Origin of the sequence: Erwinia sp. QL-Z3 (assembly GCF_004551645.1) — a bacterium.
Classification (GTDB): domain Bacteria; phylum Pseudomonadota; class Gammaproteobacteria; order Enterobacterales; family Enterobacteriaceae; genus Erwinia; species Erwinia billingiae.
This window is the reverse complement of sequence record NZ_CP037950.1, coordinates 3,215,907-3,230,186: the sequence shown is the minus strand read 5'-3', so window position 1 is coordinate 3,230,186 and position 14,280 is coordinate 3,215,907. Positions and strand designations below refer to the sequence as shown.

The window sequence follows — 14,280 nt, the reverse complement described above, 5'->3', positions numbered from 1 at the left end:
ACGGAATAAACCCTTAGCTGTTACGGATATAATCATCCATATCGGTTTTCAGGTTATCGGATTTAGTGCCAAAAATGGCCTGAACACCGGACCCGGCAATCACCACGCCCGCCGCGCCTAATTTTTTCAGGCCAGGCTGGTCGACTTTGGTCACGTCCGCCACGCTGACACGCAGACGGGTGATGCAGGCGTCCAGATTGGTGATGTTCTCTTTGCCGCCAAAGGCTGCGACCAGATTACCGGCCATCTCACTGGCGTTACCCACCGTTTGCTCCGCAGTTGTCTCTTCACGACCTGGCGTTTTCAGGTTGAATTTGGTGATCACAAAGCGGAATACGGTGTAATAAATCAGGCCATAAATGACGCCTACCACCGGGAACAGCCAGATTTTGCTGCTGTTACCACTGAGCACCACAAAGTCGATCAGGCCGTGCGAGAAGCTGGTGCCATCACGCATTCCTAACAGGATACAGATTGGGAACGCCAGTCCGGCCAGCAGAATGTGGATGGCGTACAGCACCGGTGCCACGAACATGAATGAGAACTCAATCGGTTCGGTGATGCCGGTCAGGAACGAGGTCAGTGCAGCGGAGATCATAATGCCGCCCACTTTGGCGCGGTTCTCTGGTTTCGCTGAATGCCAGATAGCGATAGCCGCCGCTGGCAGACCGTACATTTTGAACAGGAAGCCGCCGGAAAGTTTGCCCGCCGTTGGGTCACCCGCCATATAGCGTGGGATATCACCGTGGAATACCTGACCCGCCGCATTGGTGAACTCACCAATTTGCATCTGGAAAGGAACGTTCCAGATATGGTGCAGGCCAAACGGCACCAGCGTACGTTCAATCAGACCATACAGGCCGAAGGCAACAACCGGGTTCTGGTAAGCCGCCCACTGTGAGAAGTCCTGAATCGCCGTACCAATCGGTGGCCAGACAAAGGAGAGCGCCACACCGAGGAAGATCGCCGTGAAGCCAGAGATAATCGGCACAAAGCGTTTACCGGCAAAGAAGCCCAGATATTCCGGCAACTTGATACGGTAGAAGCGGTTAAACATGTATGCCGCAATCGAACCGGCAATGATGCCACCGAGTACGCCGGTATCCGCCAGATGTTTGGCTTCGATTTCCGCCGGCGGTAAATGCAGCACCAGCGGCGCGACCACCGCCATGGTTTTCACCATGATGCCATAGGCAACGACGGCGGCCAGTGCCGAAACGCCGTCATTGTTGGTGAAGCCCAGCGCCACGCCAATCGCGAAGATTAACGGCATATTGGCGAAGACTGAACCACCTGCTTCCGCCATGACGTGAGAAACCACGGCAGGCAACCAGCTGAAGTTGGCAGAACCAACGCCCAGCAGAATACCGGCTATCGGCAAAACCGACACCGGCAGCATCAGCGATTTGCCGACCTTTTGCAGGTTGGCAAAGGCATTTTTAAACATAGTGTGAAGCTCCTGAGTATGATTGCTGTTTTACGCGCGTTACGCGTGATAACGGAGGGGAGATCCCCGCTATTTTCGGAACGTCTTAGCGTTCTCGGTATTTATTACGAAGAGTAAAATAAATCGCTAAAATTTAGTTTGATGAGCATCACGTTTCATCGAAGCTTTGCACATCATCTAGTTCAAATGGCCAGAAAATGCCAGGTTTTGCACAATAAAAAACCGCATCACCCAACAGAGCGATGCGGAATTGCATCAACAGCCGCTGCCGGCTGACGTGAACGCCGTCGTTATGCGTCGGATAACCGGGAGAGCGGCACGTGGAACAGATCGGAAAAGTTCTTTGTGGTGGCTTCAGCCATTTGCTCAATGCTGACGCCTTTGACCACCGCCATATATTCGGCAACATCACGCGTGTAAGCGGGCTGATTTTCTTTGCCGCGGAACGGCACCGGCGCCAGGTACGGTGAATCCGTTTCGACCAGCATACGATCGAGTGGCACGTAGCGTGCCGCTTCGCGGATGCTCTCCGCATTGCGGAAGGTTGCGATGCCCGAGAAGGAGATATAGAAACCCATATCCAACAGTTTGCCGGCCGTTTCCCGATCTTCGGTGAAGCAGTGCAGCACGCCGCCACAGCCTTCCACCTTCTCTTCTTTCAGGATCGTCAGCGTGTCTTCACGCGCATCACGCGTATGGACGATTACCGGTTTGTTCAGATCGCGACCGATGCGGATATGCTCGCGGAAAGATGCCTGCTGCTGCTCCTTAGTCTCTTTCTGATAAAAGTAGTCGAGGCCTGTTTCACCCATGGCGACCACCCGCTGGTCTGCAGCCAGCTGGCGCAGTTCGGCAAAGTCATAGGGCTGTTCCTGATTTAGCGGATGAACGCCGCAGGAGTAGGCAACGTTCGGGCGATCGCCAATCAGCTCAACCATCGCTTTATAACCCGGCAGCGTGGTGGCGACCGCCAGCATAAATTTCACATCGCGCGCGGCGGCTTTCGCCAGCACGTCGCTGACATCGTTGTGCAAGGTGTCATAATCCAGTCCATCGAGATGGCAGTGCGAATCAACTAAAAACATAATTCTTCTCTATTCAGGCTGACCAGACGGCGCCGGGGTAAGCATTTGCTCCCATCCCAGCAGCTGGTCGGTCAGTAATAATTCACGGTTCACGGCAACCACGTTAAGCAGACGAGCGCGACAGACCATCCACTGGCGCACGCTTTCATGCAGTGCGCTGGTCGGCAGTTGCAGGGCCATATCGGCAATCAGCGCTTGCCGATCGACGTTGGCAATATACTGGCCGCCACCCTGCTGCCATTTCAATGCATCGACCAGTAAGGCACACAGCCACCCGGTGCGGTGCGCGGCATCATCGGTGTTCAGCGCGGGCAGCAAGCTTAGCATATCGTCGCGCAATGCCGTCGGTAGCGCGTTACACAGCGACTGGCGGGCCGCCCAGCGCTTTTCCTCTAACAGACTGAGTGCCGCCGCCGGCGCACCGCCACTGAGACGTAAAGCGGTTATGCCATCCTGTTCTGTGGTGGAGACCTGCTTCAGCAGCCAGTTAAGGCTTTGCGCCTCATCCGGTGGAGAAAGGTGAAAGTTAAGGCAGCGACTGCGCAGCGTCGCCAGCAGTTGCGCAGGCTGCTGGCTGCAGAGCAGGAACCAGGTGTTTTTTGGCGGCTCTTCCAGCGTTTTCAGCAGCGCATTCGCCGCCGCTTCGGTCAGCTGAGCCGCATCCGGGATCCACACCACCTTCGCGCCACCCTGCTGAGCATGGTGGTAGAGCTTTTCGGTGATGCTGCGCACCGCATCGATGCCGATCGAACTCTTGCCCTTTTCCGCTTCCAGGCTGTACCAGTCCGGATGGGTGTGCGCCTGCATCAGCTGGCAGGCATGGCATTCACCACAGCTTTTCAACCCGTCACGGCGCTGGCACATCAGCCAGCGGCTGATGCCCCATACCAGCGAGGCATCGCCCATCCCCGGCAGCGCCTGCAGCAGCAATGCGTGATGACCACGCCCGGCCTGGTGCTGGCTGAGGATCTGACGATAGGGCTGATTCAGCCACGGATACCAGATCATCGCTGTTCCTTCAGCCATGCGACCAGCACCTGACGGATCGAGGCGCTGACCTGCTCAATGGACTGCGTGGCATCGACCGTTTGGATCCTGCTGTCGCTGGCGGCCAGCTCCAGGTAACGCTGACGGGTACGGATAAAGAAGTTCAGCGACTCCTGCTCAATGCGGTCCAGTTCACCACGGGCTCTGGCGCGCTGCAGGCCAATTTCTGGCGTCACGTCGAGATAGATGGTCATATCCGGCGCAAACTCGCCGAGCACGCTGTGTTTCAGCTGGCTCATCAGCGCAATGTCCATGCCGCGTCCGCCGCCCTGATACGCCTGGGAAGAGAGATCGTGACGATCGCCCACGACCCAGGCACCGCTGGCTAGCGCAGGTTTGATCACGTTTTCAACCAGCTGAACGCGCGCGGCATACAGCATCAGCAGTTCAGCCTGATCCGTCACCCGCTCACCGTCAATGCCCTGCTTGATCAGGTCACGGAGCTTTTCCGCCAGCGGCGTGCCGCCCGGCTCGCGCGTGAACACGATGTCACTGATACCCTGCTCACGCAGCGTGGCGACCACCACATCCCGGGCAGTGGTTTTACCCGCCCCTTCCAGCCCTTCGATGACGATAAATTTACTGTCCATTTTTTTCCTTCACCGCAAGACGCCACGCCTGAACCGCACGATTATGGCTGGCCAGATTAGTGGTAAACGTGTGTCCACCTTTGCCGTCTGCGACAAAATAGAGGAAGTCCGTTTTCACCGGATGTGCAGCCGCTTCCAGCGAGGCTTTGCTCGGCATGGCAATCGGCCCTGGCGGCATACCGGCAATGACGTAGGTATTATAAGGGGTTGGCGTGTCCAGGTCTTTACGCGTCAGGGTGCCTTTGTAGCTGTCGCCCATGCCGTAAATCACCGTGGGATCGGTCTGCAAACGCATACCGACGCGCAGACGATTGATAAATACCGAGGCAACCTTACTGCGTTCGTCGCTTAAAGCCGTCTCTTTTTCGACGATCGATGCCATGGTCACCAAATCGTTTTTGTCTTTGTACGGCAGGCCGTCCATTTTGCCCTGCCACTGGTTATCCACCAGTTTCACCATCCGCTCGTTAGCCCGCTTCAGCAGCGCCACGTCGGTGGTATTGGCGGTATAGGCATAGGTGTCCGGGAAGAGCCAGCCTTCCACATCCTGTTCGGGTAATGACAGTGCAGCGGCAACGGTCGCCAGCTTATCGTCAGACAGCGTGTGCTTGATATAAGGCGCTGCACGCAGCTGTGCCAGCCACTCCTGCAAACGCTGCCCTTCAACCAAACGTAACGGGAACTGAGCTTCTTTCCCGCTGGCCAGCAGATCGAGCATCTGCCTGACGGTCATGCCCTGGGTGAAGCGATAGGTCCCGGCCTTAAACTTCGCCAGTTCCGGCTCCAGCTTTAACAGCCAGCCAAACCAGACCGTTTGCGGCACGATATGCTGGCGGTTAAGTTCGGCTTCCAGCACCACACGTCCGGAACCCGCCGGCAGCGTAAAGATCGTTTCTTTGTTGATGGTCAGCGCCGAGTCGGCAAACTGGCGTATCTGCCAGTAGCTGAAGGTGATGGCCGCCACGACGATGACGACAATCCCGGTGAAGAGTTTTCTTTTTACTGTCATGAAATATCCATGTTAATCGTCTTGAGGGTGTAACAGAGTAAACAGCTGCCGTGAGGAATAGTGCCAGTGCTCGATCTGCTGCACCGGCAGGATCGGCATTAGCGCATTGGTAATGATCGCTTCGTCCGCGTCGGCCAGTATTTCCAACGGCTGGCTGACTTCCTGCACGGCGGTCCCCAGCTCGCGCAGTCGCTGGATCACCCGCTGGCGTTGAATACCGTTCACCCCTGAATGGCTAAGATCGGGCGTAAACACCTGCTCTCCCTTACGCCAGAACAAATTTGCCGCACAGCATTCCACCAGGCTACCGTCAGTGTCAAGCACCAGCGCCTCGTCTGCGCCAGTCTGGTCAAGCTCTGTACGGATCAGCACCTGCTCAAGCCGGTTAAGGTGTTTGATACCGGCCAGCAGCGGGTTTCTGCCGAGGCGGATCGAGCTTAACGCCAGCGTCACGCCGGTGTGGCGCAACGGATGATAATGCGCGGGGTAGTCAGAGAGGAAGATCATCCGTGAGGGCTGTTGGCATCCGGCGGCACTGTAGCCCCGACCGCCCACTCCGCGCGAAAGGATCACTTTCAGCACGCCATCAGTACGGGTCGCTGCCGCAAAACGCATTTCATCCTGCAGCGCTGACCAGTCGACGTTGGCGATCATCAGGCGCTCGCAGCCGAGTTTAAGGCGCTGCACATGGGCTTCGGGCATCACGATTTCACCCTGCAAAATGCGGGCGGTGGTGAAACAGCCGTCACCGAACTGCACGGCACGATCGCGCGCCTGCAGGCTGTCCTGCCGCTCGCCATTTATCCAGACCATTGCTCCCCCTGAGTGAACATCGCACAGCGGTAAAGATACCCTTTATGCCGCTGCAAATTCATCCGATTGTCTGTGCATAATTGTATAGAGAGATAAAAAGCCCGACCCGCTGCGCGCTTAGCAACAAAAAAGGCCCGCAGAGCGGGCCTTCTTCAAGGTAAGGCAACAATCAAATTTTACGGAAAATCAACGAACCGTTGGTTCCGCCAAATCCGAAGGAGTTACACAACGTGTACTCCAGACCTTTTACCTGACGGGCTGTGTGCGGGACAAAATCCAGATCGCAACCAACATCCGGGTTATCCAGATTGATGGTTGGCGGGATAACCTGGTCGCGCAGGGCAAGAATAGAGAAAATAGACTCTACGGCGCCTGCAGCCCCTAAAAGGTGACCGGTCATGGATTTAGTGGAGCTCACCATCACGCTGCCTGCACTGGCACCGAAGACCGTTTTCACTGCCTGGGCTTCAGCTTTATCACCGGCTGGCGTGGAGGTGCCGTGCGCATTGATATAGCCAATCTGCTCGGGTGACAACTGCGCATCTCTCAGCGCATTTTTCATTGCCAGAGCGGCGCCTGCACCATCTTCCGGTGGTGAAGTCATATGGTAAGCATCGCTGCTCATGCCGAAACCAACCAGTTCCGCATAAATTTTCGCGCCACGCTTTTTCGCGTGTTCGTACTCTTCAAGCACCACCAGACCAGCACCATCGCCCAGCACGAAGCCATCGCGATCGCGATCCCATGGACGGCTTGCCGCCTCAGGATTGTCATTGCGGGTTGAAAGCGCACGTGCGGCGCCAAAGCCACCCATACCCAAAGGCGTACTGCCCTTCTCGGCACCACCTGCCAGCATCACGTCGGCATCATTGTAAGCAATGATACGTGCAGCCTGGCCAATGTTATGCACACCGGAAGTACAGGCCGTGGAAATAGCGATGCTTGGACCTTTCATGCCGAACATAATAGTCAGGTGACCCGCTATCATGTTTACAATCGTGGAGGGAACGAAGAAAGGACTGATTTTACGCGGGCCGCCGTGGATCAGCGAATCGTGGTTTTCTTCAATCAGACCGAGACCACCGATACCGGAGCCAATAGCGGCACCAATACGATCGGCGTTCTCATCAGTAATGACCAGACCGGAATCCTGCATGGCTTGAATGCCAGCGACAACGCCGTACTGAATGAAGGCATCCATCTTGCGCTGATCTTTGCGCGAGATAAATTCTTCACAGTTAAAATCTTTTACTAAGCCAGCAAAACGCGTTGCGTAGGCACTAGTATCAAAATGGTCGATCAGGCTGATGCCACTCTGACCGGCAACAAGAGCATTCCAGGTGGACTCTACGGTATTGCCGACAGGAGACAACATGCCAAGACCGGTCACAACTACACGACGCTTAGACACGTTCGTCCTCCAGGGAGGGAAAAAATGACAATGGAACAGTATGGGGTGTACAGAAAAAACTCAGGCGGTCGAATGACCGCCTGGAGATGCTCACTTATGCCTGGTGATTATTGATGTAATCAATAGCAGCCTGAACAGTAGTGATTTTCTCAGCTTCTTCGTCCGGAATCTCGGTATCAAACTCTTCTTCCAGAGCCATTACCAGCTCAACGGTATCAAGAGAATCAGCGCCCAGATCTTCTACAAAAGAGGCAGTGTTAACGACTTCTTCCTGCTTAACGCCAAGCTGCTCGCCAATGATTTTCTTAACGCGTTCTTCGATAGTGCTCATACTATTAAATTTCCTATCAAAACTCGCTTTCGCGATGGTTTTCGTAGTGTATAAAATGGTGAAAAAGATGCAACTAAATCCCGGCTGGTCAAACCACGAATTTACGCTATTTTGCGGGTATAACCGCAAATAACGCAAATATATTTCGTGATTATCAGACCATATACATTCCGCCGTTGACGTGCAGCGTCTCACCAGTGATGTACGCAGCCTCGTCGGAGGCTAAAAATGCTACGGCATTCGCGATTTCCTGCGCGCCGCCGAGGCGACCCGCTGGCACTCCCGCTAGAATGCCCGCACGCTGATCTTCAGTCAGCGCGCGCGTCATGTCGGTTTCAATGAAACCTGGCGCCACGACGTTAACGGTAATACCACGTGACGCGATTTCACGCGCCAGTGACTTGCTGAAGCCGATCAAACCCGCTTTTGCTGCTGCGTAGTTTGCCTGGCCCGCATTACCCATCGTTCCGACTACAGAACCAATGGTAATGATTCGGCCTACGCGTTTCTTCATCATAGCGCGCATTACCGCTTTTGACAGGCGGAATACGGAAGTCAGGTTTGTGTCCAGGATATCCTGCCACTCATCATCCTTCATACGCATCAGTAGATTATCACGCGTAATGCCAGCATTATTGACTAAAATGTCCACTTCGCCAAATTCAGCACGAATATTTTCTAACACCGCATCAATTGACGCACTGTCAGTCACATTCAGCAGCAGGCCTTTGCCATTGGTGCCCAGATAAGCACTGATGGCGTCCGCACCACTTTGGCTGGTCGCTGTACCGACAACTTTCGCGCCGCGTGCTACCAGCGTTTCGGCGATAGCACGGCCTATGCCGCGACTTGCACCGGTAACCAGTGCGATTTTTCCTTCAAAGCTCATGTTCATCCTCGTCTACTGTTAAAGCGCCGCTGACAGGCTGGCCGGATCGTTTACCGGAGCCGCAGTCAGGGTGTCAACAATACGCTTCGTCAGGCCTGTCAGCACCTTACCAGGGCCAACTTCCAGCAGTGACGTCACGCCTTCCTGCGCCATAAACTCCACACACTCAGTCCAACGGACCGGGTTGTACAGCTGACGAACCAGCGCGCTACGAATGGCCTCTGCTGAGGTTTCGCACTGCACATCAACGTTGTTAACCACCGGGAATGTCGGGGCGTTGAAGGTCAGTTTTTCCAGCGCAACAGCCAGTTTATCGGCTGCGGGTTTCATCAGTGCACAGTGAGAAGGTACGCTCACAGGCAACGGCAGAGCACGTTTGGCACCGGCAGCCTTACAGGCTGCGCCAGCGCGTTCTACCGCTTCTTTATTACCTGCAATCACAACCTGACCAGGCGAATTGAAGTTAACCGGGGAGACAACCTGTCCCTGAGCCGACTCTTCACACGCTTTCGCGATTGACGCATCATCCAGACCGATAATGGCCTGCATAGCGCCCGTGCCTTCTGGCACCGCTTCCTGCATCAGTTTGCCACGCAATTCAACCAGTTTGATCGCTTCATCGAAGGCGATCACACCTGCACAAACCAGCGCACTATACTCGCCCAGGCTGTGTCCCGCCAGCATTGCAGGCATCTTACCGCCTTTTTCCTGCCAAACGCGGAAAATAGCAACAGATGCGGCCAGCAAAGCCGGTTGGGTCTGCCAGGTTTTGTTCAGTTCTTCTACAGGTCCCTGCTGCACCAGTGCCCACAGGTCGTAACCCAGCGCAGCGGAGGCTTCGGCGAAGGTTTTCTCAACCAGCGGATTCTCTGCAGCCAGCTCAGCCAGCATGCCTACCGTCTGGGAGCCCTGTCCCGGAAAAACCATAGCAAATTGCGTCATTGTGAAATCCTTAATCAAAAACGAACCAGCGCCGAGCCCCAGGTGAATCCACCGCCGAAGGCTTCCAGCAGAATAAGCTGACCACGTTGAATGCGACCATCACGCACGGCTTCATCCAATGCGGTAGGAACGGAAGCGGCGGAGGTATTGCCGTGACGATCGAGCGTAACCACGACTTTCTCCATGCCCATACCCAGCTTGCGGGCGGTGGCACTGATAATACGCAGGTTGGCCTGATGCGGAACCAGCCAGTCAATGGCTTCACGATCGAGGTTATTGGCTTGCAGCGTCTCTTCAACGATATGCGCAAGCTCGGTAACAGCCACTTTAAACACTTCGTTACCGGCCATGGTCACGTAGGAAGGCTGCTGCTGGTTCTGACGATCCTGATTAGACAGGGTCAGCAACTGGCCGTAACGGCCATCAGCGTGGAGATGGGTCGAGATGATGCCTTGTTCTTCGCTGGCGCCTAACACCACCGCGCCTGCGCCATCACCAAACAGGATGATGGTGCCACGATCTTCAGGATCGAGCATGCGTGCCAACACGTCAGCACCAATCACCAGCGCATTTTTTACCGCGCCGTTCTTGATGTACTGGTCAGCCACGCTCAGGGCATAGGTGAAGCCTGCACAGGCAGCCGCAAGGTCAAAAGACGCGGCATCTTCAATCTCCAGCAGTTGCTGGATCATGCAGGCTGAGCTTGGGAAGGCGTGGCTGGAGGAGGTCGTCGCCACCACAATCAGTCCGATATCATTTTTATCAATGCCGGCCATTTCCAGCGCGCGTTCTGCGGCGTGGAAACCCATTGAGGCAACGGTTTCATCCGGCCCGGCAATGCGACGTTCACGGATACCGGTGCGGGTGACAATCCACTCGTCCGATGTATCCACCATTTTTTCCAGATCGGCGTTAGTCCGCACCTGTTCAGGCAAATAGCTGCCTGTACCGATAATCTTCGTATACATGTACGTCATTCACTCTTAGGTAATACAGCTTGAAGGCGGGCAGCAATCCGCTCTGGGACTTGCCGCGCCACCGCCTGCTCTGCCTGTTCGATCGCCGCAGCGAATGCGCGTTGATTGGCCGCACCGTGACTCTTAATCACCGTGCCGCGCAATCCTAACAGACAGGCGCCATTGTACTGGTCGGGGTTGAGGTGGCCGAAGCGCTTTTCCAGACGTTTTTTTATCAAACGTGCCAGCAGCGTCATCCACCAGGCCCTTTTTTTACCTTCGCCCTGTGATTTCAACAGCGAAAGAAACATTCTTACCACGCCTTCCATGGTTTTCAGGGTGACGTTGCCCACAAAACCATCGCAGACCATCACGTCCGTTTTCCCGGTAAGAAGATCGTTGCCTTCGAGGTATCCAATATAGTTAATTTCTGGCGATGCACGCAGGATAACTGCGGCATCGCGAATACTACTTAACCCTTTGGTCTCTTCCTGACCAATATTCAGCAACGCCACCCGGGGAGAGTGTATCGACAGAACTTCTTCCGCCATCACCGCGCCCATCACTGCAAATTGTACCAGCATCGCGCTGTCGGACTCGACGTTTGCGCCCAGATCCAACACCACGGTTTTACCCTTGAGCTGATTCGGTAATACCGTCATCAGCGCCGGGCGCTCAATACCGTCCAGCGGCTTGAGCATCATTTTTGCCAGGCCCATCAGCGCACCGGTATTTCCGGCGCTGATACAGGCCTGCGCCCGCCCTTCTTTCACCAACTCAAGCGCCACACGCATGGACGTGCCACGGCTGTGGCGAATGGCCTGTGAGGGTTTGGCATCACTGGCAATAACCGACTCAGCAGGGATCACCTGCAGACGTGCCAATAAGGCAGAATCAGCTTTTGCGAGAAATGACGAGATGTTGTCGGGATCGCCGACCAGAAGAAGATGCAGCTGTGTGTTAGAGGCCAGTGCCTGCATTGCAGCAGGCACTGTCACGCAGGGACCGAAGTCCCCGCCCATGGCATCTATCGCCAGGGTCAGACGTGGCAAAGTATCGCCTTGCGTATCCGCAAGAACTACTTAACGATGACCTTGCGACCGCGGTAGTAACCATCCGCAGTGATGTGGTGACGCAGATGCGTTTCGCCAGAAACTTTATCTACGGAAAGAGATGCTGTGGTCAGGGCATCGTGTGAACGACGCATGCCACGCTTGGAACGGGTTGGTTTATTCTGTTGTACGGCCATGGACCTTACTCCTATTACTTACGCTTTAAACTGGCTAATACGGCAAATGGGTTTGGTTTTTCTGCCTCTGCAGGCAGCTTGCCAAAGACCATGTCCGCCTCGGACACTTCACAGTGTTCAGAATCATGCACCGGAACGACAGGCAGGGCGAGGATAATTTCATCTTCAACCACCGCCAGCAGATCGATTTCACCAAACTCGTTGACCTCGACCGGCTCGTACGCTTCCGGCAGTGCCTCAGCCTGCTCGTCAGTAACGATCGGGCTGAAACAATACGTCACGTGGACCTGATGCGGAAATGTCTTGTTGCAGCGTTGACAACACAGGGTTACGGAGACCGCCGCAGTACCGTTAAATACTGCTAACCGCTGATTGTCGATGGCGAACGACATCGAGCACTCTACATCACTGTCCACACTCACTACCGATTCGGTAATACGCTCCACCTGTTCAGGGGTGTAAACACCCTGATAATCAAGGCGCTTTTGAGCGGTACGAACCGGATCGAGAGTCAGGGGTAATTTTACTTTTTGCATAGGGCGCGCATATTAACTTTCAAACGAGATAGAGTCAAAGAAAAAGGCCGGTTTACAGCATCTTTCACCCAATATTCGCATCCAATGCGGCGCACAGTTTAAAATGCCTTGAACTGATTCGCTATCTATTCTGGAAAAAAATATGACACGACTGGTGCTTGCTTCAACCTCCCCTTTCAGAAAGTTCCTGCTGGAAAAGTTGGGGGTCCCGTTTATCACTGCCGCACCCGAGGTGGACGAAAGCGCGCAACTTGATGAATCCGCTACCGATCTTGTGATGCGACTCGCCGCTGCCAAGGCGCAGGCGCTGGCGGAAACCTACCCGGATCATCTGATTATCGGCTCCGATCAGGTCTGCGTGATTGACGGAAAAATAACCGGCAAGCCGCATACGGCCGCCAACGCGCATCAGCAATTACGCCAGGCCAGCGGCCACAGCGTGATTTTTTATACCGGTCTGGCGGTGTACGACAGTGGTTCTCAGCAGTTACAGGTGATTTGCGAGCCGTTTAACGTCGATTTCCGTCCTTTAACCGAAGAGGAGATCGTAAATTATGTGGCGAAAGAGCAGCCACTGAACTGCGCGGGGAGTTTTAAAAGCGAAGGGTTGGGGATCACGCTGTTCGACCGCCTTTCAGGCCGCGATCCCAATACCCTGGTCGGGCTGCCACTGATTGCGCTTTGCGAGATGCTACGTGCGGCCGGGATCGATCCGCTAAGGAATTGAAAAAGCGTCTGTGTTGCCCGTTGAATCGGGCAACACAGTGCAAAAGCGACGCTAAGTACTTTTGCACTGTCTATCCGCCACCTAATCCACGGTTACTTCGCCGGTGCGGTTTTACGCAGGACTTCCAGGCAGTGCTTCAGCTCGTTGTCGAGCGGCGCTTCGACGCGCATCACTTCACCGGTATTCGGATGGGTGAACTTCAACGCAGCCGCATGCAGGAACAGCCTTTTCAGACCGGTACCGGCAAGCTGCGCATCAAAATCGCGCTCGCCATAGCGATCGTCAAAAGCAATCGGATGGCCCGCGTGCAGCGTATGAACGCGGATCTGGTGGGTTCGCCCGGTGATCGGGCTGGCTTTAACCAGCGTGGCATGCGCGTAGCGCTCTTCAACTTTGAAACGCGTTTCAGACGGCTTGCCTTCGCTATTCACGCGCACAATACGCTCACCACTTTGCAGAATATTCTTCAGCAGCGGTGCCTGTACGGCTTTGATATGCGATGGCCACGAACCCCGGACCAGCGCCAGATAATCCTTCTGCATCCCCTTCTCTCTCAACTGCTCATGCAGCGAGCGCAGTGCTGAACGCTTTTTCGCGACCAGCAGGATGCCCGAGGTATCACGGTCAAGGCGATGTACCAGTTCAAGGAAACGGGCTTCGGGTCTGAGGGCGCGTAATCCTTCGATTACCCCGAAGCTCAGGCCGCTGCCACCGTGCACGGCGGTACCGGACGGTTTGTTCATCACCAGGATGTAATCATCTTCATAGACGATGGCGTGGGCTAAGGCCGCCACTTTATCCAGCTTCGGCGAAATCGCCTCTTCCTCACGTTCTGCCACGCGAACCGGCGGAATGCGGATCTCATCGCCGGCAACAAGCTTATATTCTGGCTTGATGCGACCTTTATTCACGCGCACTTCGCCCTTACGCAAAATGCGATAAATCATGCTTTTCGGCACGCCTTTGAGCTGCGTGCGTAAAAAGTTATCGATGCGCTGTCCTGCCTCATCGGCAGAAATCGTCACCATTCGTACTGCGGGAGTATTGGTTTTCATGGTCGGCGATTCTAAATAGAGCGCCAGGATAGCGCCACCTCTTTTTCTGTGCTTAACTGACGGTGACCCTTGTGGCTGATGATTTATGACCAGTTTTTGGGCAATTTGTGGAATTGAGATGCAAATCGCCATAAAAGCCGGAATAAACTTCACAGAGCCACTAAAGTCACCTTGCTATCACAAGGTTAGCAAT

Annotated in this window: 16 protein-coding genes; 1 reads left to right on the top strand and 15 read right to left on the bottom strand. The window is 54.9% G+C overall.

The genetic code is table 11. From position 1 onward, the window contains the following. Positions 1 to 13: 13 nt before the first annotated feature. The 14 genes from ptsG to yceD all read right to left on the bottom strand — a co-directional run bounded on the left by ptsG (position 14) and on the right by yceD (position 12,305). Positions 14 to 1,447 carry a PTS glucose transporter subunit IIBC gene (ptsG, locus tag E2F51_RS15685; protein WP_134823889.1) on the bottom strand — a complete coding sequence of 478 codons (1,434 nt, stop codon included), beginning with the start codon at positions 1,445 to 1,447 and terminating at the stop codon, positions 14 to 16. A gap of 290 nt (positions 1,448 to 1,737) precedes the next feature. Continuing rightward, positions 1,738 to 2,532 carry a metal-dependent hydrolase gene (locus tag E2F51_RS15680; RefSeq protein WP_134823888.1) on the bottom strand — a complete coding sequence of 265 codons (795 nt, stop codon included), beginning with the start codon at positions 2,530 to 2,532 and terminating at the stop codon, positions 1,738 to 1,740. Between the two features lie 9 nt (positions 2,533 to 2,541). Beyond that, positions 2,542 to 3,540 carry a DNA polymerase III subunit delta' gene (holB, locus tag E2F51_RS15675; RefSeq protein WP_134824882.1) on the bottom strand — a complete coding sequence of 333 codons (999 nt, stop codon included), beginning with the start codon at positions 3,538 to 3,540 and terminating at the stop codon, positions 2,542 to 2,544. After that, positions 3,537 to 4,169 carry a dTMP kinase gene (tmk, locus tag E2F51_RS15670; RefSeq protein ID WP_013201684.1) on the bottom strand — a complete coding sequence of 211 codons (633 nt, stop codon included), beginning with the start codon at positions 4,167 to 4,169 and terminating at the stop codon, positions 3,537 to 3,539. Before tmk ends, holB begins: the two co-directional genes overlap by 4 nt. Beyond that, positions 4,159 to 5,178 (bottom strand): cell division protein YceG, encoded by a 1,020-nt coding sequence (yceG, locus tag E2F51_RS15665; RefSeq protein ID WP_134823887.1) that lies wholly within the window; start codon positions 5,176 to 5,178, stop codon positions 4,159 to 4,161. Before yceG ends, tmk begins: the two co-directional genes overlap by 11 nt. Positions 5,179 to 5,190: 12 nt before the next feature. After that, on the bottom strand, positions 5,191 to 5,991 hold the full coding sequence (gene pabC / locus E2F51_RS15660; RefSeq protein WP_134823886.1) for an aminodeoxychorismate lyase: 801 nt from the start codon (positions 5,989 to 5,991) through the stop codon (positions 5,191 to 5,193). A gap of 169 nt (positions 5,992 to 6,160) precedes the next feature. Then, positions 6,161 to 7,402, bottom strand: a complete 1,242-nt coding sequence (gene fabF, locus E2F51_RS15655; protein WP_013201681.1) for a beta-ketoacyl-ACP synthase II — start codon at positions 7,400 to 7,402, stop codon at positions 6,161 to 6,163. Positions 7,403 to 7,496: 94 nt separating this feature from the next. Then, on the bottom strand, positions 7,497 to 7,733 hold the full coding sequence (acpP, locus tag E2F51_RS15650) for an acyl carrier protein (RefSeq protein WP_013201680.1): 237 nt from the start codon (positions 7,731 to 7,733) through the stop codon (positions 7,497 to 7,499). A 154-nt stretch (positions 7,734 to 7,887) separates the two neighbouring features. Then, positions 7,888 to 8,622 carry a 3-oxoacyl-ACP reductase FabG gene (gene fabG, locus E2F51_RS15645; protein ID WP_134823885.1) on the bottom strand — a complete coding sequence of 245 codons (735 nt, stop codon included), beginning with the start codon at positions 8,620 to 8,622 and terminating at the stop codon, positions 7,888 to 7,890. Positions 8,623 to 8,640: 18 nt separating this feature from the next. After that, positions 8,641 to 9,564, bottom strand: a complete 924-nt coding sequence (fabD, locus tag E2F51_RS15640; RefSeq protein ID WP_053145597.1) for an ACP S-malonyltransferase — start codon at positions 9,562 to 9,564, stop codon at positions 8,641 to 8,643. 14 nt (positions 9,565 to 9,578) lie between these two features. Then, on the bottom strand, positions 9,579 to 10,532 hold the full coding sequence (locus tag E2F51_RS15635; RefSeq protein ID WP_013201677.1) for a beta-ketoacyl-ACP synthase III: 954 nt from the start codon (positions 10,530 to 10,532) through the stop codon (positions 9,579 to 9,581). Positions 10,533 to 10,537: 5 nt separating this feature from the next. Continuing rightward, positions 10,538 to 11,572: a phosphate acyltransferase PlsX gene (gene plsX / locus E2F51_RS15630; RefSeq protein WP_013201676.1), complete on the bottom strand. Its 1,035-nt coding sequence runs from the start codon at positions 11,570 to 11,572 to the stop codon at positions 10,538 to 10,540. A gap of 26 nt (positions 11,573 to 11,598) precedes the next feature. After that, a complete protein-coding gene (rpmF, locus tag E2F51_RS15625; protein WP_013201675.1) occupies positions 11,599 to 11,769 on the bottom strand; it encodes a 50S ribosomal protein L32 in 171 nt (56 codons plus the stop codon). 14 nt (positions 11,770 to 11,783) lie between these two features. Beyond that, positions 11,784 to 12,305: a 23S rRNA accumulation protein YceD gene (gene yceD, locus E2F51_RS15620; protein ID WP_013201674.1), complete on the bottom strand. Its 522-nt coding sequence runs from the start codon at positions 12,303 to 12,305 to the stop codon at positions 11,784 to 11,786. 142 nt (positions 12,306 to 12,447) lie between these two features. Between yceD and E2F51_RS15615 the strand changes: the two genes are divergently transcribed. Further along, the gene (locus E2F51_RS15615; protein ID WP_134823884.1) at positions 12,448 to 13,032 is read left to right on the top strand and encodes a nucleoside triphosphate pyrophosphatase; all 585 of its coding nucleotides are present in this window, start codon (positions 12,448 to 12,450) and stop codon (positions 13,030 to 13,032) included. A gap of 92 nt (positions 13,033 to 13,124) precedes the next feature. On the opposite strand, the gene rluC is transcribed toward E2F51_RS15615, so the two are convergent. Next, complete coding sequence (gene rluC / locus E2F51_RS15610; RefSeq protein ID WP_013201672.1) at positions 13,125 to 14,087, bottom strand: 23S rRNA pseudouridine(955/2504/2580) synthase RluC; 963 nt, start codon at positions 14,085 to 14,087, stop codon at positions 13,125 to 13,127. Between the last annotated feature and the right edge of the window lie 193 nt (positions 14,088 to 14,280).

What these genes read in the sequence shown, in the direction of transcription:
- ptsG (WP_134823889.1), bottom strand. Translation starts at nt 1,447, where the DNA reads ATGTTTAAAAATGCCTTTGCCAACCTGCAAAAGGTCGGCAAATCGCTG.
- yceG (WP_134823887.1), bottom strand. Translation starts at nt 5,178, where the DNA reads ATGACAGTAAAAAGAAAACTCTTCACCGGGATTGTCGTCATCGTCGTG.
- holB (WP_134824882.1), bottom strand. Translation starts at nt 3,540, where the DNA reads ATGATCTGGTATCCGTGGCTGAATCAGCCCTATCGTCAGATCCTCAGC.
- E2F51_RS15615 (WP_134823884.1), top strand. Translation starts at nt 12,448, where the DNA reads ATGACACGACTGGTGCTTGCTTCAACCTCCCCTTTCAGAAAGTTCCTG.
- E2F51_RS15680 (WP_134823888.1), bottom strand. Translation starts at nt 2,532, where the DNA reads ATGTTTTTAGTTGATTCGCACTGCCATCTCGATGGACTGGATTATGAC.
- fabG (WP_134823885.1), bottom strand. Translation starts at nt 8,622, where the DNA reads ATGAGCTTTGAAGGAAAAATCGCACTGGTTACCGGTGCAAGTCGCGGC.
- rpmF (WP_013201675.1), bottom strand. Translation starts at nt 11,769, where the DNA reads ATGGCCGTACAACAGAATAAACCAACCCGTTCCAAGCGTGGCATGCGT.
- acpP (WP_013201680.1), bottom strand. Translation starts at nt 7,733, where the DNA reads ATGAGCACTATCGAAGAACGCGTTAAGAAAATCATTGGCGAGCAGCTT.
- pabC (WP_134823886.1), bottom strand. Translation starts at nt 5,991, where the DNA reads ATGGTCTGGATAAATGGCGAGCGGCAGGACAGCCTGCAGGCGCGCGAT.
- tmk (WP_013201684.1), bottom strand. Translation starts at nt 4,169, where the DNA reads ATGGACAGTAAATTTATCGTCATCGAAGGGCTGGAAGGGGCGGGTAAA.
- yceD (WP_013201674.1), bottom strand. Translation starts at nt 12,305, where the DNA reads ATGCAAAAAGTAAAATTACCCCTGACTCTCGATCCGGTTCGTACCGCT.
- rluC (WP_013201672.1), bottom strand. Translation starts at nt 14,087, where the DNA reads ATGAAAACCAATACTCCCGCAGTACGAATGGTGACGATTTCTGCCGAT.
- E2F51_RS15635 (WP_013201677.1), bottom strand. Translation starts at nt 10,532, where the DNA reads ATGTATACGAAGATTATCGGTACAGGCAGCTATTTGCCTGAACAGGTG.
- fabD (WP_053145597.1), bottom strand. Translation starts at nt 9,564, where the DNA reads ATGACGCAATTTGCTATGGTTTTTCCGGGACAGGGCTCCCAGACGGTA.